This is a genomic window from Nocardia caishijiensis NBRC 108228 (assembly GCF_001612825.1).
GTDB classification, from domain to species: Bacteria; Actinomycetota; Actinomycetes; order Mycobacteriales; family Mycobacteriaceae; genus Nocardia; species Nocardia caishijiensis.
Genome location: NZ_BDBE01000004.1, coordinates 1 through 23,129 on the forward strand (window position 1 = coordinate 1; position 23,129 = coordinate 23,129).

24 protein-coding genes and 1 tRNA gene are annotated in these 23,129 nt (G+C 67.9%); 13 read left to right on the forward strand and 12 right to left on the reverse strand.

Annotated elements, in window-relative coordinates:
• Window positions 1-87 precede the first annotated feature (87 nt).
• From NC7_RS00565 to nth, 4 genes are all read right to left on the reverse strand, one after another.
• Window positions 88-1,281, reverse strand: a complete 1,194-nt coding sequence (locus tag NC7_RS00565) for a MarP family serine protease (RefSeq protein WP_067977587.1) — start codon at window positions 1,279-1,281, stop codon at window positions 88-90.
• Between the two features lie 67 nt (window positions 1,282-1,348).
• Window positions 1,349-2,083 (reverse strand): NUDIX hydrolase, encoded by a 735-nt coding sequence (locus NC7_RS00570; RefSeq protein ID WP_236573707.1) that lies wholly within the window; start codon window positions 2,081-2,083, stop codon window positions 1,349-1,351.
• 16 nt (window positions 2,084-2,099) lie between these two features.
• Entirely contained in the window at window positions 2,100-2,744 is a 645-nt protein-coding gene (locus NC7_RS00575) for a TlpA family protein disulfide reductase (protein WP_236573709.1), read from the reverse strand.
• The gene (gene nth / locus NC7_RS00580) at window positions 2,741-3,421 is read right to left on the reverse strand and encodes an endonuclease III (protein WP_157101786.1); all 681 of its coding nucleotides are present in this window, start codon (window positions 3,419-3,421) and stop codon (window positions 2,741-2,743) included. The genes NC7_RS00575 and nth overlap by 4 nt, the downstream gene beginning before the upstream one ends.
• A gap of 234 nt (window positions 3,422-3,655) precedes the next feature.
• Between nth and NC7_RS00585 the strand changes: the two genes are divergently transcribed.
• Entirely contained in the window at window positions 3,656-3,898 is a 243-nt protein-coding gene (locus NC7_RS00585; RefSeq protein WP_067494492.1) for a hypothetical protein, read from the forward strand.
• A 157-nt stretch (window positions 3,899-4,055) separates the two neighbouring features.
• Entirely contained in the window at window positions 4,056-4,730 is a 675-nt protein-coding gene (locus NC7_RS00590) for a Crp/Fnr family transcriptional regulator (protein ID WP_040703546.1), read from the forward strand.
• Window positions 4,731-4,933: 203 nt separating this feature from the next.
• On the opposite strand, the gene NC7_RS00595 is transcribed toward NC7_RS00590, so the two are convergent.
• From NC7_RS00595 to sp36, 3 genes are read right to left on the reverse strand one after another with little or no spacing between them, the layout of a single operon-like run.
• Window positions 4,934-5,728: an MBL fold metallo-hydrolase gene (locus NC7_RS00595; RefSeq protein ID WP_067977588.1), complete on the reverse strand. Its 795-nt coding sequence runs from the start codon at window positions 5,726-5,728 to the stop codon at window positions 4,934-4,936.
• Between the two features lie 9 nt (window positions 5,729-5,737).
• On the reverse strand, window positions 5,738-6,199 hold the full coding sequence (locus NC7_RS00600; RefSeq protein WP_067977590.1) for a RidA family protein: 462 nt from the start codon (window positions 6,197-6,199) through the stop codon (window positions 5,738-5,740).
• Window positions 6,200-6,201: 2 nt separating this feature from the next.
• Window positions 6,202-6,363 carry a Sp36 family protein gene (gene sp36 / locus NC7_RS28820; protein ID WP_110038224.1) on the reverse strand — a complete coding sequence of 54 codons (162 nt, stop codon included), beginning with the start codon at window positions 6,361-6,363 and terminating at the stop codon, window positions 6,202-6,204.
• Window positions 6,364-6,422: 59 nt separating this feature from the next.
• On the opposite strand from sp36, the gene bagA reads away from it, so the two are divergent.
• Together bagA and bagB are read left to right on the forward strand one after the other, a co-directional pair.
• Entirely contained in the window at window positions 6,423-7,460 is a 1,038-nt protein-coding gene (bagA, locus tag NC7_RS00605) for an ATPase BagA (protein ID WP_067977592.1), read from the forward strand.
• Window positions 7,457-8,587: an ATPase BagB gene (gene bagB / locus NC7_RS00610; RefSeq protein WP_067977594.1), complete on the forward strand. Its 1,131-nt coding sequence runs from the start codon at window positions 7,457-7,459 to the stop codon at window positions 8,585-8,587. Before bagA ends, bagB begins: the two co-directional genes overlap by 4 nt.
• A gap of 108 nt (window positions 8,588-8,695) precedes the next feature.
• On the opposite strand, the gene NC7_RS00615 is transcribed toward bagB, so the two are convergent.
• Window positions 8,696-9,019, reverse strand: a complete 324-nt coding sequence (locus NC7_RS00615) for a WhiB family transcriptional regulator (protein WP_019044565.1) — start codon at window positions 9,017-9,019, stop codon at window positions 8,696-8,698.
• A 371-nt stretch (window positions 9,020-9,390) separates the two neighbouring features.
• Between NC7_RS00615 and NC7_RS00620 the strand changes: the two genes are divergently transcribed.
• The gene (locus NC7_RS00620) at window positions 9,391-11,772 is read left to right on the forward strand and encodes a penicillin-binding protein (protein WP_067977596.1); all 2,382 of its coding nucleotides are present in this window, start codon (window positions 9,391-9,393) and stop codon (window positions 11,770-11,772) included.
• A gap of 51 nt (window positions 11,773-11,823) precedes the next feature.
• Here NC7_RS00620 and NC7_RS00625 read toward each other — a convergent pair whose 3' ends face one another.
• Window positions 11,824-12,288, reverse strand: coding sequence for a GatB/YqeY domain-containing protein (locus NC7_RS00625; protein WP_067977617.1), 465 nt, complete (start codon window positions 12,286-12,288; stop codon window positions 11,824-11,826).
• A gap of 134 nt (window positions 12,289-12,422) precedes the next feature.
• Between NC7_RS00625 and NC7_RS00630 the strand changes: the two genes are divergently transcribed.
• The 3 genes from NC7_RS00630 to NC7_RS00640 all read left to right on the forward strand — a co-directional run bounded on the left by NC7_RS00630 (window position 12,423) and on the right by NC7_RS00640 (window position 14,991).
• Complete coding sequence (locus NC7_RS00630; protein ID WP_067977598.1) at window positions 12,423-13,385, forward strand: metallophosphoesterase; 963 nt, start codon at window positions 12,423-12,425, stop codon at window positions 13,383-13,385.
• Window positions 13,386-14,132: 747 nt separating this feature from the next.
• Window positions 14,133-14,861 (forward strand): DUF8017 domain-containing protein, encoded by a 729-nt coding sequence (locus tag NC7_RS00635; RefSeq protein ID WP_157101785.1) that lies wholly within the window; start codon window positions 14,133-14,135, stop codon window positions 14,859-14,861.
• Window positions 14,862-14,917: 56 nt separating this feature from the next.
• A tRNA-Pro gene (locus NC7_RS00640) sits at window positions 14,918-14,991 on the forward strand.
• 92 nt (window positions 14,992-15,083) lie between these two features.
• On the opposite strand, the gene NC7_RS00645 is transcribed toward NC7_RS00640, so the two are convergent.
• Window positions 15,084-15,740 (reverse strand): hypothetical protein, encoded by a 657-nt coding sequence (locus tag NC7_RS00645; protein WP_067977601.1) that lies wholly within the window; start codon window positions 15,738-15,740, stop codon window positions 15,084-15,086.
• A gap of 102 nt (window positions 15,741-15,842) precedes the next feature.
• Between NC7_RS00645 and NC7_RS00650 the strand changes: the two genes are divergently transcribed.
• Window positions 15,843-16,334, forward strand: coding sequence for a hypothetical protein (locus NC7_RS00650; RefSeq protein ID WP_067977603.1), 492 nt, complete (start codon window positions 15,843-15,845; stop codon window positions 16,332-16,334).
• A 36-nt stretch (window positions 16,335-16,370) separates the two neighbouring features.
• Here the strand turns inward: NC7_RS00650 and NC7_RS29910 are convergent, their stop codons facing one another.
• Window positions 16,371-16,502 carry a hypothetical protein gene (locus NC7_RS29910; protein WP_255285030.1) on the reverse strand — a complete coding sequence of 44 codons (132 nt, stop codon included), beginning with the start codon at window positions 16,500-16,502 and terminating at the stop codon, window positions 16,371-16,373.
• A gap of 182 nt (window positions 16,503-16,684) precedes the next feature.
• On the opposite strand from NC7_RS29910, the gene NC7_RS00655 reads away from it, so the two are divergent.
• Window positions 16,685-17,377 carry a GntR family transcriptional regulator gene (locus tag NC7_RS00655; protein WP_067977605.1) on the forward strand — a complete coding sequence of 231 codons (693 nt, stop codon included), beginning with the start codon at window positions 16,685-16,687 and terminating at the stop codon, window positions 17,375-17,377.
• Between the two features lie 7 nt (window positions 17,378-17,384).
• A complete protein-coding gene (gene atzF, locus NC7_RS00660; RefSeq protein WP_067977607.1) occupies window positions 17,385-19,070 on the forward strand; it encodes an allophanate hydrolase in 1,686 nt (561 codons plus the stop codon).
• Here atzF and NC7_RS00665 read toward each other — a convergent pair.
• A complete protein-coding gene (locus NC7_RS00665; protein WP_067977608.1) occupies window positions 19,027-19,689 on the reverse strand; it encodes an arsenate reductase ArsC in 663 nt (220 codons plus the stop codon). The two genes, atzF and NC7_RS00665, sit on opposite strands and share 44 nt — an antisense overlap.
• A 704-nt stretch (window positions 19,690-20,393) precedes the next feature.
• On the opposite strand from NC7_RS00665, the gene NC7_RS00670 reads away from it, so the two are divergent.
• Both NC7_RS00670 and NC7_RS00675 read left to right on the forward strand, forming a co-directional pair.
• Complete coding sequence (locus NC7_RS00670; protein ID WP_067977610.1) at window positions 20,394-21,638, forward strand: APC family permease; 1,245 nt, start codon at window positions 20,394-20,396, stop codon at window positions 21,636-21,638.
• A gap of 49 nt (window positions 21,639-21,687) precedes the next feature.
• A complete protein-coding gene (locus NC7_RS00675) occupies window positions 21,688-23,028 on the forward strand; it encodes a serine hydrolase domain-containing protein (protein ID WP_167352391.1) in 1,341 nt (446 codons plus the stop codon).
• Window positions 23,029-23,129: the final 101 nt, after the last annotated feature.

The window sequence follows — 23,129 nt, forward strand, 5'->3', positions numbered from 1 at the left end:
AATGCGGTCATGGCGGACTGCTGGGAATCCCACCGGGCTGGGCATCGCTCACGGCCTTCACCAGCTAGTGGGTTCCCAGCGTTCGTCTCAGCTCAATACGCAGGCTCCCGTGTCTACTGGAGCGTTGCTGACGCCAGCGGCTTCCAGTTCTGAGGCGACCTCGTCGAGGGTCAGCACGTAGCCTGTGTCGTCGTCGGTGACGGCGGCGCCGAAGACTACGCCTAGTACCTGGCCCTCGGTGTCTACGAGGGGGCCGCCCGAGTTGCCCGCGCGGACCTGACCGCGAACTGTGTAGACCTCGCGTTCGACGGTTCCGTCGCGATGAATCGTCGGGCCGGTGAGGTCCAAGGTTTCGCGGACGCGGGCCGCGCTGGCGGTGTACGGCCCACCGCCGGGGTAACCGAGCACGATCGCGCTCTCGCCGGAGGCGGCGGGTGTGGGTGCCAGCGGAATCACGGGCGAAGTCAGGCCGGGGACCGCTAGGACCGCGATGTCCTTTGAGGGGTCGAAGAGCACGACGTCGGCGTCGAGCGGGCCTCGTGCGGTATCGACCGACACGCTGGTAGTACCGGCGACAACGTGTGCATTTGTCATCACGCGCTCCGGTGCTACGACGAAGCCGGAACCTTCCAGTGCACGCTGGCAGCTGGGGGCGACACCGCGAATGCGCAGCACACTCGGCTGCAACGAGGCGGCGACGGGGCTGGCCAGAACGCTCGGGTCGGGGGGTTCGACAGCGGCGATGGGCGCGCGGCCGAACGGTCCGATGACGTCGGGAAGCCCGGAGGTGTTGAGCAGTTTGGAGAACTCGTTGGGCAGCTTGCGCAGCCAGGCGGGGGCAACCGCGTTCACGTCGGCGAGCACCCGGGAACCGTTGATGGCGGCAGCCACACCTGGTTGGGAGGCCGTGGCCAGGGGCAAGGCCATCAACCAGGCGGCGACGAGCACCGTGAGCGCCTGCAACACCGCGCCGACACCGCTGTCGACGCTGCGCGCGAACGGATGCCGGATACCGGAGCGGGCGGCCCGGCCGAGGACCATGCCCGCGACCTCACCGACGATCACCAGCAGCACGATCAGCAGGATGCCACCGAGTACCCGGCTGCGGCCCTCACTGAGGTGCTTGAGGATGTGCGGTGCGATCAGAATGCCCGCGACGGCACCGAGCGCGACCCCGAAGAACGCCAGCGCGGAAGCCACCGCCCCTTGCCGCCACCCGGTGGACGCCGCGACCAGCGCGATCAGCACCACCGCGATATCGAGCCACACCGAGGCGCTCATGCTTGCGCCTCACAGACGCTCGGCTCCGCTGTGACCGCGATGGCGGCCGTGCCGATGTGCCGCGCGCTCACAGGGTCATTCCGACCGCAGCCAGCGAGCTCTCCAGATCACGCACGTCGCCCCGATCCCAGTCTCGTTCCCACCCAGCAGTTTTGATGACGCCGGCGAGGATACCGCCGGTGAGTCCCCACACCAGCATGCCGTCGACCTGAAAGGCGGGACTCTGGTAGCCGAGACTGCCACGCACCATGAATCTGTGTGCGGGATCGAGCAATTCACTCAGTGGTACACGGACCACCCGTTCGGTCTCGCCCTGGTCGACGACGCGCACCTCGCTCGGCTGCCGCCACCAGGCCAGCACCGGGGTGACGTCGAACTTCGACGGCGGCACGAACAGGGTCGGCAGCGTCGCGAAGGGCTGCACGCCCGACGCGTCGAGGCCGGTCTCCTCCACGGCTTCGCGCAGCGCGGTGCCGACCGGGCCGTCGTCGCCGGGGTCAGCGGCGCCGCCGGGGAAGGCGACCTGGCCGCGATGCTGACGCATGGTGGAGGCACGCTGGGTGAGCAACACCTCGGCGTCGGCGGGTGGGCTGCCCGCGGCTCCGTCGGAGGAACCACCGAACAGCACGAGGACCGCCGCCTGCCTCGGCTTGCCGGTCACCGACATGGCCCGGCGCAGGGCGCGGGAGGTGGCGAGGGTGTCGTCGGCGTCGGGGCCACCGTGCCTGGTCGCCGAGCGAAGCCAGGCCGGAACACCGGAGTCGTCCACACCGTTCACGCTGTCATCCTCTTCGCCTGCCACCACACAACGCTGTCTGTCATACCGTGATACCGAGCTTCGCGGCGACCGTATCGGCGATGTCGGTCACGTCGGCGAAGGTTCGCACCTCCACACTCGCCACGCTGCCGTCGGCCCGCAACAGCACCGACACCGGCAGCACCGGCGGCGCGCCGACCGCACTTCGTACCGCCGCCGACGGGTCGGAAAAGCCGGGCAGGGTGATGCCGAGACCGCTGAGCCGGGCCAGCGCCTTCGCCTCGTCCGGGTCGCTGTGCACGGTGACGACGGTGAGCGCCGAACCCGCCCGCTGCGCGAATTCTTGCAGGTGGGGAAGCTCGGTGGCACACGGCGCACACCAGTAGGCCCACAGATTGACCAGCGCGGGCTTCCCCGCGAGGGCGGCGGCCAGGTCGGTTCGCGACCCGTCGGCGAGGCAGCCGACGGCGAGCCCGGCCAGCGGACCCGACCCCGACGAACCGGAGGCGGCGGACGGGCAGGCTGTCAAACCGGCGGCGGCACGTTCAGCGGCCGACACGCCCGACTCCTGTTGCGAAGTTTTGCGAGTTTCGATGGAACCGGACTCGTCGCGCGGCCACAGCGCAACCGCCGCCGCGACGACGAGAATCAGCGCGGCGATCACCCAGCGAACAGCGGGCCCGCGCAGCGGCGAGGCACCACTCACAGCCCGGCCATTTCCAGCAGGTGATCGCGCTCGGGCCCCTTCACCAACTCGGCGGCCACGGCGGGATCGGTCGGCCCGGCACCGAAGGAGGGGCAGTCGTTGGACAGCACGCACGCCCCGCAGGCCGGTTTGCGCGCATGGCACACCCGGCGGCCGTGGAAGATCACCCGGTGCGAGAGCATCGTCCAGTCCTTGCGCTCGAACAGCTCGCCGACGGCGTGCTCGACCTTCACCGGGTCTTCCTCGGCGGTCCACCCCCAGCGGCGCACCAACCTGCCGAAATGGGTGTCGACCGTGATTCCCGGCACATCGAAGGCATTGCCGAGGATGACGTTGGCCGTCTTGCGCCCGATGCCGGGCAGCTTCACCAGTTGATCGAGGGTGTGAGGCAATTCACCGTCGTATTGCTCGACCAGCGCCTGACCCAGGCCCATCAGCGCGCTGGTCTTGTTGCGGTAGAAACCGGTGGGCCGGATGAATTCCTCCAGCTCCACGCGGTTGGCCTCGGCATAGTCGCGGGCGGTGCGGTACTTGGCGAACAGCGCGGGAGTGGTGAGGTTCACCCGAACGTCGGTGCACTGGGCCGACAGGATCGTCGCGACCGCCAATTCCAGTGGAGTCGTGAAGTCGAGCTCGCAGTGCGCGTCCGGGAAAGCCTCGGCGAGCGTGCGGTTCATCCGGCGGGCACGGCGGACCGTTCCGATCCGCGTTTCCGCAGCTATAGCGCGATTCTTGCGTTTGCGGGCCGCCGTGATCCCGGTGGTCACCGGCACCGGAACGGCGTCGCCTGCGGCGGCGGTTGCGGGGGAAACGGGCACCGCACCACCATACGGAACCGGTCCGACAACATTGCGCGACCGAGTTGGGCGCCTGTGTTCCATCTGAGACCTGGACCGTGTTTACTGCCTGTCATGCAAGGACTCGCTGTGGTGCTCTTCCCAGTGCTGTTGATGCTGTTCGCGCTGGGGATGGAGCGGGTCGAGAATCGGCTCCGCAAACTTCTCGAACCCGACGAAGAGGTTCAGCAGTACCTGGACAACGCCAGCAACGCCGAAGTGAAAGAACTGACCAAGCTCGGGCTTCCCGCCGCGGTCGCGCGGGTGCGCAAGCGCCGCACACGCACCCCGGACATGGATGTCGCCCGGGCCAGCTGAACCATCTCCTCATTCCCCGCCGACACAGTGTCGCGGCTCGCGCAATCCACTCTTTACGTGGTGTCTGTCACTGTGCTGCCGTAATGCCGCGTAGACTGCGCTGTTGGTCGATTCGCTCGACCAGGTTCGCAAGCCATATCCCATAAGGAGCACATTCGTGGACGAGGCCCTCGCCAGAGCAGGCATCTTCCAAGGCGTCGAGCCCACCGCGGTGGCCGCGCTCGCCAAGCAGCTGCAGCCCGTAGATTTTCCGCGCGGCCACGTCATCTTCAACGAGGGCGAACCCGGCGATCGGCTGTACATCATCACGACGGGCAAGGTGAAGATCGGTCGTCGCTCCCCCGACGGCCGGGAAAACCTGCTGACCATCATGGGTCCGTCCGACATGTTCGGTGAACTGTCGATCTTCGACCCGGGTCCGCGTACCTCGACCGCGACCACGGTCACCGAGGTCCGCGCCGTCACGATGGACCGCGACGCACTCAAGTCGTGGATCGATCAGCGCCCCGAGATCGCTGAGCAGCTGCTGCGCGTGCTTGCCCGACGCCTTCGCCGCACCAACAACAACCTCGCCGACCTCATCTTCACCGACGTGCCCGGCCGGGTGGCCAAGGCGCTGCTGCAGCTCGCACAGCGTTTCGGCACGCAGGAGGCCGGTGCGCTGCGCGTGACGCACGACCTGACCCAGGAAGAGATCGCCCAGCTGGTCGGCGCTTCCCGCGAAACCGTGAACAAGGCGCTCGCCGACTTCGCGCACCGCGGGTGGCTGCGCCTCGAGGGCAAGAGCGTGCTGATCTCGGATTCCGAGCGTCTCGCGCGCCGCGCGCGCTAGGCTCACCCGCCTCTCCGCGTCTTTTGGCCAGACTCTGGCGCGGAGGGGGTGCCGTTGGCGGCCAGACTCGAGTGAGTTGCCGGTTTGCCCGTGCCCGGTGAGTTACCCATGTGCTTGCGAGATCAGTCGGGACGCAGGGACGAGGGCGTTTCGGGATCGCTTTCCGACCGCGGACGCCTAGCGCGCCCGCGGTCGGAAAGCGATCAGTCTTGTTCGGCCCGCAGGTACTCCAGCTGGGCTCGCACCGAGCTGCGCGCTGCGGGCCACAGACGTTTGTCCACATCGGCGTACACCTTGCGGACCACCGCGAGAGCGCCCGCGTCGGGACCCAGTTCGGCCAGTGCCGCCCGGACCTGATCGAGCCGTTCGCGGCGGTGGTTCAGGTAGTACCGCACCACCGGTTCGGCGTCGGAATGATCGGGGCCGTGCGCGGGCAGCAATGCCTTACCGGCACCGCGCTCGAGTAGCAGTTCCAGCGACGACAGGAACGCGGCCAGCGCCCCGCCCGAGGACTCGAGCACCGTGGTGCCCTGGCCGAGCACCGTGTCACCGGTGACGACCGCGTCGTCGAGCAGGAAACTCACCGAGTCACCGGTGTGCCCCGGCGTCGCGAGCACGGTGATCCGCAACCCCGCCGCCTCGATGACCTCACCGTCGGTGAGCGGAGTCCCGGTGCCGCGCAAGTACTTCGGATCCACCGATCGCACCGGCGTCCCGGTGGCCTCGACCAGGTGATCGATGCCGCCGGTGTGGTCGGGGTGGTGATGGGTGATGAGGGTGAGCGCGATGCGTCCACCGGTGGCCGCGACGATGTCGGCGGTGTGCTTCTTGTCCTTCGGACCCGGGTCGACGACGACATAGTCATCGCTGCCGGGTCCGCGTAGCAGCCAGGTGTTCGTCCCGTCGAGCGTCATCTGGGACGGGTTGTCGGCCAGCAGCACCGACGCGGTCGGCGTCACCGACCTGACCTGGCCGTACGCGGGGTGTTCCAGTGCCATGACGGCTACCTATCCGACCTCGACGATCAGTTCCACCTCGACAGGTGTGTTCTTGGGCAGTTCGGAGACGCCGACGGCCGAGCGCGCGTGCACGCCTGCCTCGCCGAACACCTCACCGAGGAACTCCGAGGCACCGTTGATCACGATCGGCTGATCGGTGAATCCGGGCGCGGAGGCGACGAAGCCGACGACCTTCACCACGCGCACCACCCGGTCGAGCCCGACCAGATCGTGCACCGCCGCGAGCGCGTTGAGCGCACACAGCCGCGCGGCCTCCTTGGCCTGCTCCACATCGACCTCGGCGCCGACCTTGCCGACCGCCGACAACGCGCCGTCGACGAACGGCAGCTGACCGGAGGTGTACACCAGCGATCCGGTCTGCACCGCCGGAATGTAGGCCGCGACGGGGGCGGCGACCGGCGGCAGGGTGACCCCGAGCCGGTCGAGCGCGTCCTTCCACGCGGTGGCCACGGCTACTTCCGCCGCTTCAGGTAGGCGACGTGCTGTTCGCCGGTCGGTCCTGGCAGCACCGTGACCAGCTCCCAGCCGTCGGCGCCCCACTGATCGAGGATCTGCTTGGTCGCGTGCGTCAACAGCGGCACGGTCGCGTACTCCCACAGGGTGACTTCACTCATGGTGTGAGTTTAGGGCTCACCCCGACCGCCCCGGCGAAACGGGTTATAGGCTCGGCGACGTGGGAGCACCAACAGCAGAGCCGGTTTCCTCGGTTCCCGAGCCGACGACCGGATGGCCCGAGCGCGCCGTCAAGGCCCGTTTGCACTACGTGACCGGCAAGGGCGGCACCGGTAAGTCGACGGTTTCGGCCGCGCTCGCCCTCGCCCTGGCCGCAGGGGGACGCAAGGTGCTGCTGGTGGAGGTCGAGAACCGCCAGTCCATCGCGCAGCTGTTCGACCGGCCGCCGTTGCCGCCCACCGAGACCCAGATCGCCACCGCCGACGGTGGCGGCGAGGTGGTGGCGCTGGCACTGGACACCGAGTACGCCTTCCTCGAATACCTCGACATGTTCTACAACCTCGGCTTCGCGGGCCGGGCGATGCGCCGGATGGGCGCCATCGAGTTCGTCACCACCATCGCGCCCGGTCTGCGCGATGTGATCCTCACCGGCAAGATCAAGGAATGCGCGGTGCGCGTCGGCAAGGACGGCAGGCCCGCCTACGACGACATCGTCGTCGATTCCCCGCCGACCGGGCGGATCGCGTCGTTCCTCGACGTCACCCAGGCCATGGCCGAGATCGCCAAGGGCGGTCCGATCGCCTCGCAGGCCGAGGGCGTCTCCAAGCTGCTGCACTCCGAGCAGACGATGATCCACCTGGTGACGCTGCTCGAGGCGCTGCCGGTGCAGGAGACCGCCGACGCGGTCGCCGAGCTCACCGCCAACGACCTGCGTATCGGCACGGTGATCGTGAACCGCGCGGCCACCGGCCAGCTCTCCCCCGCCGACCGGGCCGCCGCCGTGCGCGGTGAACTCGACGCGGCCGCGATCGCCGCCGGACTCGCCGAGGCCGGAATCACCCTGTCCGACACCGACTTCGCCGGTCTCGTCACCGAGGCGACCGACCACGCGACGATGCTCACCGCACAGGACGCGAGCGCCGCCGAACTGGCCGAGGTCGATGTCCCCCAGCTGCACCTGCCCGCCCTGAGCGACGGCATGGATCTCGGCGGGCTCTACGAACTGGCCGAACAGCTATCCGCGCAGGGAGTGCGATGAACGACCGTGTGACCACCCCGGCGCCCCTCGACGTCGCCGAGATCATCGCCGACCCGCAGGCCAGGGTCATCGTGTGCTGCGGTTCCGGCGGTGTCGGCAAGACGACGACCGCCGCGTCGATCGCGTTGCGCGCCGCCGAGTCGGGTCGCAACGTCGTGGTGCTCACCATCGACCCGGCGCGCAGGCTCGCCCAGTCGCTCGGTGTCGCCGAACTCGACAACTCCCCGCAGCGGGTGGAACTCGGCCCCGAGGTGCCCGGCGAACTGCACGCGATGATGCTGAACATGCGTCGCACCTTCGACGACATGGTGCTCGAGCACACCAGCCCCGAGAAGGCCGAGCAGATCTTCGCCAATCCGATCTATCAGACGGTGGCGTCGTCGTTCGGTGGCACGCAGGAATACATGGCGATGGAGAAGCTTGGGCAGCTGGCCGCGCGCAAGGAGTGGGACCTGATCGTGGTCGACACCCCGCCCTCGCGCAACGCGCTCGACTTCCTCGACGCGCCCAAGCGGCTCGGCACCTTCCTCAACGGGAAGATGATCCGGCTCATCATGGCACCTGGTCGCGGTGTCGGCCGGTTCGTCACCGGGGCGATGAGCCTGGCCATGCGTGGGGTGTCGACGATCGTCGGCGGGCAGATGCTCAAGGACGCCTCGACCTTCCTGCAGTCGCTGGAATCGCTGTTCGGCGGATTCCAGGACCGGGCCGAACGAACCTTCGCGATGCTGGCCAAGCCGGGCACCCACTTCCTCGTCGTCGCCGCGCCCGAACCGGACGCGCTGCGGGAGGCGTCGTTCTTCGTCGACCGGCTGTCGAGCGAGCAGATGCCGCTGGCCGGTCTGGTGCTCAACCGCACGCATCCGGTGCTGACCGACCTGTCCGGCGATCACGCGCTCACCGCCGCCGATCGGCTCGCCGACACCGACCCGCTCACCGCGTCGGTGCTGCGCATTCACGCCGACCGGGTGTCCACCGCCAAACGTGAGCAACGGCTGCTGCACCGGTTCACCGGGGCGCATCCGAAGGTCCGGATCGTGTCCGTGACCGCGTTGCCGTTCGAGGTCTCCGACCTCACGGCCCTGCGTGCGGTCGGCGATCAGCTGACCGGCAAGACCGCGTCCTAATCAGACATATCGGCTATCGCTTGCTCCGGCGGTAGTACCCGTCAACGGCGCCGATTCCGCAAACCCAGCGGTCTCGGCGCCGTTGTGGTAACGGGCGATCTCGGTCCGTCAGATGGCCACTTGATGCTGGCGCTGAGCCTGGAAGAAGTCGGCCCACGAGGTCACATCCGGGTGCTGCTTGAGCAGCGCGCGCCGCTGCCGCTCGGTCATCCCGCCCCACACACCGAACTCCACTCGATTGTCGAGGGCATCGGCACCACACTGCATCAATACCGGGCAATGACGGCAGATCGTCGCCGCCTTGCGCTGCGCCGCACCGCGCACGAAGAGCTGATCAGGGTCCACTTCCTTGCATCGCGCCTGGGCAACCCAAGCGATCCTTGCCTCGGCCTGCTCTACATCCAGTCGAGCGATGGGGGTTGTGATGTGCATTTGATGTGCCCCTTTGCAGTCCGAACACCGTTGTGCGGCGCTCCAGAATCGCGAGCGCGGTTCACAGCAACCCAACTACCGCTGCGTCCCGCACCACATTCCACTTTGAGTGTTAGCTCTATCACACTGGGTTCTCAATCTAGGTAAAGGTATGGCCGTTACGCAAGACCGGCCGCCGATTTTTTGGTACGGGCGTCCATTCAAATCGCGTGTCGACGCGACAGGAGTGCTGTTCACCGGCGTGCCCGGCCGCGACACGCCGATGTGATCATTTTGTTGACACGCCCGAGCAACCCCCCTGGCACCGGCCGGACAACTGCCGTCGGCTAGCACAACGTGTCACTCGACACGCCACCCTTTAGGCTGGACCGGTGCCGATCACTCAAACGCTTGCGAGGCTGGCCGGCAGCTGCGCGCTGGCCGCCGTGCTAGTCGCCGGGCTGTTGTTCCCCTTGGCCGGTGGGTTCGGGTTCATCTCCAACCGAGCCGCCGACGCCGTCGACAACGTGTCAGCCGAGCTGGTGGAAGGCACCGTCCCGGCTGTGTCGACGATGGTCGACGCCGGTGGGACACCCATCGCCTGGCTCTACGAGCAGAGACGGTTCGAGGTGCCGAGCGACCGGATCTCGAACAACATGAAGCTGGCGATCGTGTCCATCGAGGACAAGCGCTTCGCCGACCACAAAGGTGTCGACTGGCAGGGCACGCTGCGCGCGTTCCTGACCAACACCTCCTCCGGTGAGGTGCAGCAGGGCGCCTCGACGCTCGACCAGCAGTATGTGAAGAACTTCAACCTGCTCGTCGTCGCCAAGACCGACGCCGAGCGGCGCGCCGCCATCGAGACCACCCCCGCGCGCAAGCTGCGCGAGATCCGGATGGCGCTCACGCTCGACCGCGAGCTGTCCAAGGACGAGATCCTCACCCGCTATCTGAACCTGGTGCCCTTCGGCAACGGGTCCTACGGCATCCAGGACGCCGCCCAGACCTACTTCGGTGTCGACGCCGCCGACCTGAACATCACCCAGTCGGCGATGCTGGCGGGCATGGTGCAGTCCAGCTCCAAGCTGAACCCGTACACCAACGTCCAGGGCGTCACCGACCGGCGCAACACCGTGCTCGACACGCTGATCCAGAACATTCCGAGTAGGGCCGAGGAGTTCCGCAAGGCCAAGACCGAACCGCTCGGTGTCCTTCCCGAGCCCAAGGGTCTGCCGCGCGGCTGCATCGCCGCCCAGGACAAGGGCTTCTTCTGCGACTACGCCCTGCAGTACCTGTCGGAGGCGGGCATCAGCCGCGAGCAGATCGACAAGGGCGGCTACCTCATCCGCACCACCCTCGATCCGGTGCTGCAGGATTCGGTCAAGCGATCGGTCACCCAGCACGCGCCACCGGATCTCGAGAACATCGCCGAGGTGATGTCGGTGGTTTCGCCCGGTCAGGACGCCCACCACGTGCTGGCGATGGCCTCGAGCCGCACCTACGGCCTCAACCGCGACGCCAACGAGACGCTGCTCGGTCAGCCGTACTCGCTGGCCGGTGACGGCGCGGGCTCGATCTTCAAGCTGTTCACCACCGCCGCCGCCATGGAGAAGGGCCTCGGCATCAACGCCCAGGTCGACGTGCCGAGCGTGTACGCCGCCAAGGGCATGGGTTACAGCAACTCACCCGGCTGCCCCGCCGACTCCTGGTGTGTGAAGAACGCGGGCAACTACCCGGGTTCGATGTCGGTCACCGACGCGCTCGCCACCTCGCCGAACACCACGTTCGTCAAGATGATCCAGGACGTCGGTGTCTCCGCCGCGGTCGACATGGCCGTGCGCCTCGGCATGCGCGCCTACACCCAGCCCGGTACCTCCGGCCACGGCAACGCCAGCCTCGCCGACCACATCAAGAACAACAACATGGGTTCGTTCACCCTCGGACCGTTCGCGATCAACCCGCTCGAACTGTCGAATGTGGCGGCGACGCTCGCCTCGGGCGGCAAGTGGTGCCCGCCGTCGCCGATCCGTGAGGTCGTCGACCGGTACGGCAAGACGGTGCCGCTCACCCAGCAGGCCTGCGAGCAGGTGGTCGACCCCGGCCTGGCCAACACCCTCGCCAACGCCATGAGCAAGGACGACACCTCGGGTACCGCCGCGGCCGCGGCGCGGGCCAACGGCTGGAACGCGCCGATGTCGGGCAAGACCGGAACCACCGAGAGCCACCGCTCCTCGGCGTTCCTCGGTTTCACCAACTCGCTCGCCTCGTCGGTCTACGTGTACGGCGACAGCCCGACACCCGGCGAGATCTGCTCGTTCCCGCTGCGCAACTGCGGCGCGAGCGACGCCAACGGCCTCTTCGGTGGTAACGAACCTGCCCGCACCTGGTTCGGTGCGATCAAGCCGGTGATGGACCGGTTCCCCCCGCCGGGCCTGCCGCCGCTGGACGACAAGTACGTGCGCGGCGCGAACAACTCGCAGGTGCCGGATGTGGCGGGCAAGTCCCAGGGCGAGGCCACCTCGATGCTGGTCGGCGCCGGTTTCCAGGTGTCGGCGGTGACCAGTCCCGGCTCGCAGCCCAAGGGCACGGTGATGGGTAGCTCGCCGAACGGTTCGGCCATTCCGGGTTCGGTCGTCACGATCTACATCAGCGACGGCTCGGTCCGGGCGCCCGCGCCGACCACACCGGCGCCCGCCGCGCCACCACCGGCGGCGATCCCGGGTCTGCCGCAGATCCCACGTCTGCCACCGATCCCGATCCCGGTACCGCGATAGACAACGACGAGGGCCGCCGTCCAGCCGGGACGGCGGCCCTCGTCGTTCGTTCTAGAGGCGCGCTTTGACCGCGGCCGACAGACGCGACCCGTCGGCGCGGCCGTCGGCCAGCGCCGTCGCCGCCTTCATGACCTGACCCATCTGCCGCATCCCCGGTCGCTCACCGAGTTCCTCGGCGACCTGGGCGATGGCGGTGTCGGCGACCTCGGCCAGTTCCGCCTCCGTCAGTTGCGTCGGCAGGTACTCCTCGATGATCGATTCCTCGGCGCGCTCGTTCGCGGCCAGTTCACCGCGCCCGTTCTGCTCGTAGACGGTCGCCGACTCGTTGCGCTTCTTGGCTTCCTTCTGCAGGACCGCCACCACATCGGTATCGGACAGTTCGCGCGCCTGCGTTCCGGAGACCTCGGCGTTCTGGATCGCGGCGAGCAGCATCCGCAGGGTCGACAGACGCAGTTTGTCCTTGGCTTTCATCGCGGAAGTCATATCCGCGCGCAGCTGTGCTTTCAGTTCCGACATGGGGTCACGGTAGCCCGAACGCCCGAAAACTCCCATCACATTTCGACAGCGACAACAAACATCCGGGTGAAATTCCCGACTCTTGTGCGGAAACACACGCGCCGATCCGGGAGCAGGTCGCCTATGCTGGGCAAATGCCCGTTATCTCGACGACCGCTGTCCGCCGAACCGCGCTGGGAGCCGCCGGGGCCGCCGTCGCAGGCATCGGTTACGCCACCCTGATCGAACGGAACGCGTTCGTCCTGCGTGAGGCCACGATGCCGGTGCTCGCACCCGGGTCACCCACCCTGCGCATTCTGCACCTCAGCGACCTGCACATGATGCCGGGTCAGCAACTCAAACAGCAGTGGCTGCGCGAACTCGACCGGCTCGAACCCGACCTGGTCGTGAATACCGGCGACAATCTTTCCCACCCCAAGGCCGTGCCCGCCGTTGTGCAATCCCTGGGCGCGTTGCTGGCTCGTCCCGGCTTGTTCGTGTTCGGTTCCAACGACTATTTCGCACCGGTTCCGAAGAATCCGCTGAAGTATTTCGACAAGGATCACCGACGCGTCTACGGCGACCCGCTGCCCTGGCAGGATCTGCGCGCCGCCTTCACCGAACGTGGCTGGCTCGACCTCACCCACACCCGCCGCGACCTGGAGGTGGCGGGCATCCGCATCGCCACCGCTGGCGTCGACGACCCGCACCTGCAGCGCGATCGATACGACACCGTCGCGGGCGCGCCGAACCAGTTGGCGCAGTTGAGCATCGGCCTCACCCACTCACCCGAGCCGCGTGTGCTCGACCGTTTCGCCGAGGACGGGTACGACCTGGTGCTGGCCGGTCACACCCACGGTGGTCAGCTGGTGGTCCCCGGGTACGGCGCGTTGGTGACCAACTGCGGCATCGACAAGTCGCGGGTGAAGGGTCCGTCGCAGTGGGGTGCGCACACCCAGCTGCACGTGTCGGCGGGCATCGGCACCTCACCCTGGGCGCCGTACCGCTTCTGCTGCCGTCCCGAAGCCACCCTGCTCACGCTGGTCGGCGCGCCGCCGAAGCGCCCGGCCGCCGATGCGGGACACGGCATCTCGGCCTCGGAGGCCATCGCACGCTAGGGTCTTGCCCCGAACGATTCTTGTCTCGAGGGGGCGGCCGTGAGTGCATCCGACGATCCGAACCTGTCCGGCGATACCGGCGCGCAACCAGCCGATCCAACGGCGGTATGGACGCCGGGAGGCCCGGGTCTTCCGCCGACCTTGCGGTGGGACGGGTCCGGGCCGCCGCCCGGGCTGCCGGATCCGACGCCGTGGAATCCGACCGGGCCACATGTTCCGAACCCGTGGGGACCGCCGATCGGGAACCCCGGACAGCCGAACGTTCCTGGACAACCGGCCGCGAACCAGGTGGGACCCGGTGGGGAACCGCATCAAGGGCAATGGGGTGCGCCCGGCGGCGCAGGACAGTCGCTTCCGAACCAGGCAGGACCCGTCGCACAGCCGGTTCAAGGGCAGTGGGACGCGTCCGGCAGTTCGGGGCATCCGCTTCCGCACCAGGCCGGACCGGGCGGACAACCGAATCCATGGGCAGTGCCCCCGGGGCAGAACCGATCAGCACCCGGCGGACAGCATTGGGATGCCGGGCAACCTGCCGCGCAGTCGCACTGGGGTGCACCGGGACAGCCGAACGCGCAGTGGAATCACGGTGTAGTACAGGTGGGTTCGTGGGGTCCGCCGGGCGGGTCGACGTGGCAGCAGCCGGTACAGAAGTACGGGGAGGTGCCGCCGCTGGAGCATTACGGGGTGCAGCCGTACGGGCAGCCTGTTCACGGAGGTCCGAGATCCGCTGGACGGGCTTGGATTTGGGTGGCGGCGGGCGTAGTGGCACTGCTGCTCGGCGGCGCCGCGATCACGGCCGTCGCCCTCTCCGGCGAGGACACGTCGTCGACGGCGGGCACCAGCACACCATCGATGGTCAGCGCCCTGACGACATCGGCGGCACCGTCGACTACCAAGTCGAAAACCACCACCCCGGCCCCGACCGGCGCGGCGGCCGGAAAGACCCCACTGATCGAGGGCTATCAGGTGGTCGCGGCTCCCGACCGGGGCGCCGCCTACGACGTACCACCCGGCTGGAAGGTCGCGACGGAAACAACCATCGGCGGCGTCGGCGAACCACCCGGTGACACCGTGATCGGCAAGGGCTACGCCACCGACGGCCGCGACTACTGCCCCGGCTCCACCCGAACCATGTCGCTGCTCACCGGCTCCAAACAGGCCGACAACGCCGCGGCGGGCGCCGAACTCGGCACCAAAGCCGCCCGCCTCGCCTACGGCGGCGCCACCGGCACACCCCGCCCCGCCGAACCCCTCACCTCCATCGACGGCACCACCACCGGCATGTTCACCGAAACCACCGGCACCGTCCCCGACCCCAAACCAGGCTGCGCCCCCACCTTCTCCATCTACACCTACGCCTTCAAAGGCAGCAAGGACGGCAGCTTCGTCATGGTCATGATCGCCGACACCGGCGTCCCCGACGCCATCGACCCCGCGACCGCCAAACGTATCTTCAGCTCCATCCGAGCCCTCTGACCAGCCAATTTAACGTTTCCCACCCCCACGTTGTAAGCTACTTCAGGTTCGCCTCACGGGGTGTGGCGCAGCTTGGTAGCGCGCTTCGTTCGGGACGAAGAGGTCGCAGGTTCAAATCCTGTCACCCCGACGTGTTGGTTGAGACACCAAAAAGCCTCTGACCTGGTTTCCTGGTCAGAGGCTTTTTGCATTGTCCCCACCTCGAACTGTCGGCTCGGCTGTTCAGCCGGTCGTTTGGCCGACCACCAGTCCTGGACCAAGGGCTCGCGCGACGGCGGCCGTGATCGCGGGGCACGGGTGTAGATAGCCGGATTTGAAACCGACCGAGACGAACGTTTGCACCGCGTGCGTAGGGGCGTCGTCGGGGTCCGCGAGACTGTCGGCGGACAACGGGCGGTGCTGGGGGCGGGCCAGCGCGAAACATGTCAGCTGCATTCGGTTGTCCGCACTCCAGAAGTGGTTCAGCACTTCAGGGTTGGCGAAGTCGAGCTGGTCGAAGACTAGAGCGATGTCTTCTCGCCCGTAGGGAGAGTCTGCGAGCGCGGGCGCGATCTCCGCCGCGTCGCTCCCGATAGCCAGCACCCGGCCCGATTCCGACGCCTGACCCCACGGGGGTAACTCATTCTCACCCCATTCCATGCGGCCCGTGACCCGCTCGCCGCCGACTGCCAGCTCACCGTCGCGGACACTCCAGCGGATTCCGCCGAGAATGCCGACCCAGGGCAGTAGGGCATTGGCGGACAATTCTCCGGCGACGAGCGTCCAAGGTGCGCATGCCACCTGGTCGTGGATCATGCTCGCCGCCAACTCGGCGAAGTCTGCCGCCGTCGGCAGATATGTCTCGTACGGTGCGACGAATTGGTCCGTCCAGGTACCCATTCCACCAGCTTGTCAGCAAGACCATGCCGTGCGGCGGGATCGTCGTGCGCTCCGGAGCCGGTCAAGGCTCGAGCCGGTACTCGTGGAGATTAGATTGGTTGGGTGTCGCATGCCATTACCGCGCTGGTGCTGAAGGGTTCGTATGACGGCGAGGCGGCGGGTAGGTGGGATCTCGTGCCGGTGGCTTTGGGTGGTGATCTGACGTTGTTTCATGTGACGCACTACTACACCGCCTACTGGCAGGAGAGGCTCGGTCTCACTGAGCATTTCGAGTTCAGCTCGGTCGGTGGGCCGGTGTTTCCCACCGAGGACGTTGTTCGGGTGGTCGCGGCCGATCTGGTCGGGGGCCCGGATCCTACCTTCGCGCTGGTGGCCACGGAATACTTCGCCGGGATGGGTGACCAGGCTGCGGCTGTCTGTGTGCGGGGTGGTTCGATCCGGCAGGTGGCGAGCATCAACGACGCCCTGCGCGTTCTGGGCGTGGTGGCCGCGACGGGGTCGGACGAGTTCGACACGGTGGGCCTGGCAGCCCACCGGTCGACGCCGGACTACCTGGATCGTTACGAAGATCTCTGTGATGAGCTCGGCGTTTGAGGTGATCGCCGTCCGGCGCCCCTGCTGAATACCCGGCTACTTGTCGGTGCCTTCGGCGTCGGCGGCGGGGCGGACCTGGCGGTCGGCGGGGTTGGGCCACCAGACCGTGAGGGCGGTGATGGCGAGTAGGCACAGGATGAGTGTCAGGATCGCGGTCGAGTTGTTCATGGGCCCTCCTCTGTAGAGAAGGGTGCGCTCGGTGTGTGTCGAGGAGGGGCGCCTGGGTGTTGAGGGGTGGTTGAGAAGTGCTCTCGGTGGGGTGGGGCCGGTGGTGAGGTGTGAGGAAGGGATAACGTGGTGCTTACTTTCTGTCACTTGATAGAAATTCGGAGTGCCTAGCGTATACAGGCATGTCGACAAGGGTGGGTACCGCGGGGGAATCGCTGCGTGACGTGGTGTATTCCACCTTGCGGGGCGAGTTGATGAACGGAGACATCCGGTTCGGGGAGCGGCTGACCGAGCCGAAGCTGTCGGCGCGGTTCGGGATGTCGCGCACGCCCGTGCGGGAGGCGCTCACCATGCTGTGCTCGGACGGGTTGCTCGAACGGGAGGAGTTCGGGTTCAGCCCGGTGCGCCCGAGTGTGGCTCGGATCCGGGATCTCTACGAGCTGCGGCTCACCCTCGAACTCGGCGGGATGACCCGGATCATGGACAACCCCGACCTCATCCACGACGAACCGGGCTTGCGTGCCGAACAGCGGCGCTGGCTCGCCCTGCGGGACGACCCACCAGCCAAGGAACCGGGGTTCGTCGTGGTCGACGAGGAGTTCCACGTCGCCCTGCTGACGGCGGCGGGCAATGCCGAGCTCGTGCGGTCGCTGGTGGCGGTGAACTCCCGGATCCGGCATGTGCGGATGTACGACTTCATGATCAACAACCGGATCGAGACGACGATCAGCGAGCATCTCGGCATCCTCGACGCCGTCTTCGCCGGGGATCTCACCCGGGCGCATCGGCTGCTGCACACCCACATCGGTGATTCGCTCGATGTCGTGCTCGAGCGGATCTCGCGGGCGATCGCCGCCATGTCCATGAGCGAATAGAGGAACGATGCCCGAATCCCCCACCACCCGGGTCGCCGCCGCTTACCGGCGGATCGCCGAGGTCGACCGGCCCGAAGTGTGGATCACCCTGCGCCCGGAGAGTGAACTCCACCTCGAGGCAGAGGAATTGGAACGCCGACTGGCCGACGGTGCGGAACTCCCCTTGGCGGGCCTGCTCCTCGCCGTGAAGGACAACGTCGACGTCGCGGGGCTCCCCACCACCGCCGCCTGCCCCGAATTCGCCTACACCGCAACGGAAACCGCGTCCGCCGTGCAGCGCCTGACCGAAGCGGGCGCACTGATCCTCGGCAAGACCAACCTCGATCAATTCGCCACCGGCTTGGTCGGCACCCGCAGCCCGTACGGCGCGGTCCGGCACGCCGACCGGCCCGAATTGATCTCCGGCGGTTCGAGTTCCGGCTCCGCCGTCGCGGTCGCCCTCGGCATCGCCGATATCGCGATCGGCACCGACACGGCCGGTTCGGGCCGTGTCCCGGCCGCCTTCCACGGCATCGTCGGGATCAAGGCGAGCCTCGGGATCATCCCGGCGCACGGCGTGGTCCCGGCGTGCGCCGACTACGACGCCGTCACCGTCTTCGCCGCGACCCTCGACCTGGCCGTCACCGCCGCCGCGCTCATGGCGGGACCGGACGCACGTGACCCACGCAGCCGCACCTGGCCCGCGGACGTGCCCCTGGCCGGCACGCGCACGCTTGCCGTTCCGCACGACCTCAGCCCCCTGAGCGCGGAGTACCGCGTCGCCTTCGCCGAAACGGTCGCGACCCTGCGGGAGCTGGGCGTCCAGCTCACCGAGGTGGATATCACCCCACTGCTCGACGCCGCCCGCCTCCTCTACGACGGGGCGATCGTCGCCGAGCGCTACGCGGCGGTGGGCGAATTCGTCGACAAGGGCGCCAGGGGACTCGACAAGACCGTCGCCGGAATCATCGGCGCGGCAAAGCATCTGGACGCCCACGCGTTCGCCGCGGACCTCGACGCCATCGCCGTCGCCCGCGCACAGGCGAAAGCGCTGCTCGCAGACTACGACGGCCTCCTCCTGCCGACCACAACCGAACACCCGAGCATCGCCGCCGTGCACGCCGATCCGCTCACCATCAACCGCCGCCTCGGCACCTACACGAACTTCTGCAACCTGCTCGACCTCGCCGCCGTCGCCGTGCCCGGCGCCCCGACGACCGAGGGCCTCCCGTTCGGGGTGATGATCGTGGTCCCCACTTTCGCCGACCAGATCGCGGTCGACCTGGCCGCCCTGCTCACCGACACCACCGCACCACTGCTGGTGAAAACCGGTGTGCCGCTCGCGGTGTTCGGCGCCCACCTGCGCGGACAACCCCTGCACTGGCAACTCGAGGAACTCGGCGCCCGCTTCGCGGGTGAGATCACCACCAGCGACGCCTACCGCCTCACCGCCCTGGACACCACTCCACCGAAACCCGGCCTGGTCCGCCACGGTGACGGCCTCGGCGCTCCCATCGCGGGCGAACTGTTCCTGGTGTCGCCCGGCGCGCTCGGCCGCTTCCTCGCCGACCTACCCGCACCCATGGCCTTGACGAGCGTCGAATTGTCCGACGGTACAACGGTTGTGGGCTTCGCCTGCAGTTACGACGCCGCCGTGGCGGCCACCGACATCACGCGGTACGGATCTTGGCCTCGGTATCTGCGGGAACGCTGATCCCGAGTTCGGCGAGCAGACCCGTCACGCGACGGCCGATGTCGTCGCGGATGGGTCGCACCTGCTCCACACCGAGACCGGCGGGGTCTTCGATGATCCATTCCTCGTAGCGCACACCGGGAACCAGCGGGCAGGTGTCGCCGCAGCCCATGGTGACGATCACGTCGGCGGCCCGGATGATCTCGTCGGTCCACGGCTTCGGATATTCGCGCGAGATGTCGATCCCCACCTCGGCCATCGCGGCGACCGCCGACGGATTGAGCTGCCCGCCGGGCACCGACCCACCCGACCAGGCCACGGCGCGGCTCAAAGCGAATGCTTGGAAGAACCCCAGGGCCATCTGGGAGCGGCCCGCGTTGTGCGTGCACAGGAACAGCACCGTCGGACGCGGCGTCGCCACCTTGCCCTCGATCTTGGCCACGGCGTCGAGACGCTGCGCGGCAAACCGCTCGGCCAGCAGCGGCAGGTACAGCGTCACCGTCGCGCGCGCGGCGAAATCCTCGTAGGAACTGTGGAGGAACTGGTGGATCGTCGCCGGATCGAACATTGTCGCGAACGCTTCACGCAACCGTTCCTCGGCACGATCGAGGGCATCGGAGTGCTCGGTGATGTCGACCACTCCCCAACCCTTACCGCACAATCCGCGTAACGCAAACGACCGGGCCGCTCACCCCTCGTCGACCGGCCCGGCCGATATCCTCCTGTGACACCCCATCGGAAGCGCTTCGGTGACAGTCCTCGGCGTGGTTACCGTCGGCAGTTCGTCTTCAGCATCTGGAAGAGCCACCCTCCGGCTACACCGCCGGGTCCGGCTGATCACCCCTCGAGACCTGCCGGACCCGGTTGCTCCCGGTGTCCGAGAAAAGAATGCGACCTGGGTCTCTAGAGGTTCTTAAGAACAACTTGTCGGTTCTCGGCGAGAATGGAAGGACCGAGGAGATGGAGTACGACGATGGAAACGATGATCGTCTGGTTGCTGGCGAGCCTGCTGTACTGGTTCAGCAACTTCTGACACCGCACGACGGCGCGGAGCCGGACAGCTCCGCGCCCCAGCCTCCGGGGTGAGCAGCGTCACCACCCGGATGCCGGAATAGTTCGCGGGGCTCACCGGTTGAACACCACTGTCGGCGTCCGAACAGCCCCGGGCCTCACCCCTTTGTCGTTACGAGCGACCACTCGCCGAGAGGCGCTTGTGGGGCGTCGACACCCTGACCGGATCGCCCCCGCGATCCGTTCGACTCGCGAACGCCGCCAGGTCTCCCTCATCGACCTGGCGGCGTTCGTCGTCTCCCCGGCTCGCGCCGCTGGCCGCGATGCTCGAGGATGGTTCCCATGGGTACGGAGCTCACGCGAGATCTCGGTCTGCGCGACTGTGTGGTGATCGGACTCGGCGCCATGGTCGGTGCCGGGGTGTTCGCCGCGCTCGGCCCCGCCGCGGGTGCGGCCGGGTCGTGGCTGCTGCTCGCGCTGGCGATCGCCGCCGTGGTCGCCTACTGCAACGCACAGTCATCGGCCCGGCTGGCCGCGCTCTACCCGGTGTCCGGCGGGACGTACGTGTACGGGCGGGAACGGCTCGGACCGTTCTGGGGGTATCTGGCCGGGTGGGGATTCGTGGTCGGGAAGACCGCCTCGTGCGCGGCGATGGCGTTGACGGTCGGCAGCTACGCGTGGCCCGAACACGCGCACGTGGTCGCGGTGGTCGCGGTGGTGGTGATCACCGGGATCAACTATGTGGGGGTGCAGAAGTCCGCGCTGGCCACGCGGGTGATCGTGGCGTCGGTCCTCGCGGTGTTGGCGGCCGTGGTGGTGGCCGGTCTCGGTGGCGATCATTCGGCCGCGATCGTTCTCGACGACGAGGTGGGCGCCTACGGGGTGCTACAGGCTGCCGGGCTGCTGTTCTTCGCGTTCGCCGGGTACGCGCGCATCGCGACCCTCGGCGAGGAGGTCCGCGACCCGCAACGCACCATCCCGCGCGCGATCATGCTGGCCCTGGCCGGTGCCCTCGCGGTGTACACCCTGGTGGCGGTGGCCGCCCTGCTGACGCTCGGCTCCGGCGGACTCGCCGCCGCGCACGATCCGCTGGCCCGGGTCGTCGAGGCCGCGGGTGCCGAGTGGCTGGCGCCGGTGGTGCGGGTCGGGGCGGTGCTCGCCGCGGCCGGTTCGCTGATGGCGCTGATCCTCGGCGTCTCGCGCACCACCCTCGCGATGGCGCGCGACGGGCACCTGCCCGGCACCTTGGCCGCCGTCCATCCGCGCTACGCGGTGCCGCATCACGCGGAACTCGCCGTCGGCGTGGTGGTCGCCGTGCTCGCGGCGACCGTCGACCTGCGCGCCGCGATCGGCTTCTCCTCGTTCGCGGTCCTCGGCTATTACCTGGTCGCCAACCTCTCGGCCGCCACCCTGAGCGCCGCCGAAAACCGTCCGGCGCGGTGGGTTCCGGTCGTCGGTGCGCTCGGCTGTGTGGTCGTCGGGTTCGCGTTGCCGTTGAGTTCGGTGCTGGCCGGACTCGCGGTTCTCGCCCTCGGCGCGGCGTTTTACGCGGCGCGGCGGAACATACCCGCGGGTTAGGGGCCTCGCTATACGGGTTACGGTGCCGTAGGCGAACTACCCTCGAATCATGCGAATCAGGGGTGTGCTCGCAGGGGTATTCGTGACGGCGCTGGCCTCGGCGACACTGTTCGCCGCGCCCGCCCAGAGCGCACCGACGACCAGCTGCGAGGTCACCTCAGCCCGCGACCTGGAACGCGCCGAACCCGAACAGGTCGGCATCGACTCGGCGAAACTCACGGAGGCACTGCAATTCGCGGCCACCCGCAACCGCCTCAATGTGCAGGTGTTCCGGCACAACTGCCTCGTCGGCGAGGGGCTGCGCAACCACGAAACGGGCAAAGTCGCGTGGAACATCTGGAGCGTCACCAAATCGGTGACATCCATGCTCGCCGGAATCGCCTCGGACCAGGGCAAACTCGCCATCGACGCCCCCATCGACCGCTACCTGCCGCCCGGTCTCGGCGATGCGACGCACCGGTCGATCACCGTGGAACACCTGCTCACCGAAACCTCCGGCATGAAGGTCGGTGTGCTCAGCGAGGGCATCACCGCTGTCGTCCCGGTCGACCCGAACAGCGCGGTGCAGGCGTTGGCCGTCCCGCTGTCCAACCCGCCGGGCACGGCGTTCAGCTACAGCCAGCGCAATGTCGACTTGCTGTCCTACGTCATCGAATTGGCGGTCGGCGAGCCATTGCAGCAGTTCGCCCAGCGCGAGCTGTTCGATCCCCTTGGCATTCCCGCCACCGACTACTACTGGGCCCGCGACCGGTCCGGACACACCTACGGCTACGCCCACCTGATGCTGCCGCCCGACGACCTCGCCAAGATCGGCCTGCTAGTCGCCAACGACGGCCGCTGGGGCGCCGAGCAGGTGGTCTCGGCCGACTACCTGCGCAAAGCCCGCACGCCGTCGAAGCAGAACCCCTGCTACGGCTACCTGTTCTGGGTGGGTTCCGGGTGCAACGAGTCACCCGAATTCCTGCCGGAGAACACCTTTTTCATGTCGGGCCTGGCCCTGCAGAACGTCTTCTTCCTGCCCGAGCTGGACATGATGGTGATGTGGACCGGCGCCTTCGGCAACATCACCGCCTACGGACCGAGCGGCATTCTCGCCCACGCCGAGGAACTCCCCCACGAATTCTTCCGCCGCCTCTTCGCCGCCATCACCGACGCCCCCGTCCCCACCCCGGCCCCCTACGTGGAACCGCCTCTGAACTTCGACCCGAAATCTCTGGTGGATGCCGAAATCCTGCTGGCCGTCTTCGGCATCGGCCCCGGCGCCTACCCCGGCTGCACGGTCTTCAACTGCCTCAACCAACCACTGGCCGCACCCTTCGCCAGTATTCCCCCGGGCTGCGCCATTCTCGCCTGTGTGGGTAGCGACCCTCGCACGCCCGGCATTCGCTGACCCCCACCTACCGCACTCCGGCCACACGCACTACTCGAGTCCGCGACCTACCGCACTCCCTGCCACACCGCACTACCAGCCACCCGGCCCAACTCGAGTCC

What these genes read in the sequence shown, in the direction of transcription:
- NC7_RS00565 (WP_067977587.1), bottom strand. Translation starts at nt 1,281, where the DNA reads ATGAGCGCCTCGGTGTGGCTCGATATCGCGGTGGTGCTGATCGCGCTG.
- nth (WP_157101786.1), bottom strand. Translation starts at nt 3,421, where the DNA reads ATGAACCGCACGCTCGCCGAGGCTTTCCCGGACGCGCACTGCGAGCTC.
- NC7_RS00585 (WP_067494492.1), top strand. Translation starts at nt 3,656, where the DNA reads ATGCAAGGACTCGCTGTGGTGCTCTTCCCAGTGCTGTTGATGCTGTTC.
- NC7_RS00595 (WP_067977588.1), bottom strand. Translation starts at nt 5,728, where the DNA reads ATGGCACTGGAACACCCCGCGTACGGCCAGGTCAGGTCGGTGACGCCG.
- sp36 (WP_110038224.1), bottom strand. Translation starts at nt 6,363, where the DNA reads ATGAGTGAAGTCACCCTGTGGGAGTACGCGACCGTGCCGCTGTTGACG.
- bagB (WP_067977594.1), top strand. Translation starts at nt 7,457, where the DNA reads ATGAACGACCGTGTGACCACCCCGGCGCCCCTCGACGTCGCCGAGATC.
- NC7_RS00615 (WP_019044565.1), bottom strand. Translation starts at nt 9,019, where the DNA reads ATGCACATCACAACCCCCATCGCTCGACTGGATGTAGAGCAGGCCGAG.
- NC7_RS00625 (WP_067977617.1), bottom strand. Translation starts at nt 12,288, where the DNA reads ATGTCGGAACTGAAAGCACAGCTGCGCGCGGATATGACTTCCGCGATG.
- NC7_RS00630 (WP_067977598.1), top strand. Translation starts at nt 12,423, where the DNA reads ATGCCCGTTATCTCGACGACCGCTGTCCGCCGAACCGCGCTGGGAGCC.
- NC7_RS00645 (WP_067977601.1), bottom strand. Translation starts at nt 15,740, where the DNA reads ATGGGTACCTGGACGGACCAATTCGTCGCACCGTACGAGACATATCTG.
- NC7_RS29910 (WP_255285030.1), bottom strand. Translation starts at nt 16,502, where the DNA reads ATGAACAACTCGACCGCGATCCTGACACTCATCCTGTGCCTACTCGCC.
- NC7_RS00655 (WP_067977605.1), top strand. Translation starts at nt 16,685, where the DNA reads ATGTCGACAAGGGTGGGTACCGCGGGGGAATCGCTGCGTGACGTGGTG.
- atzF (WP_067977607.1), top strand. Translation starts at nt 17,385, where the DNA reads ATGCCCGAATCCCCCACCACCCGGGTCGCCGCCGCTTACCGGCGGATC.
- NC7_RS00670 (WP_067977610.1), top strand. Translation starts at nt 20,394, where the DNA reads ATGGTTCCCATGGGTACGGAGCTCACGCGAGATCTCGGTCTGCGCGAC.
- NC7_RS00675 (WP_167352391.1), top strand. Translation starts at nt 21,688, where the DNA reads ATGCGAATCAGGGGTGTGCTCGCAGGGGTATTCGTGACGGCGCTGGCC.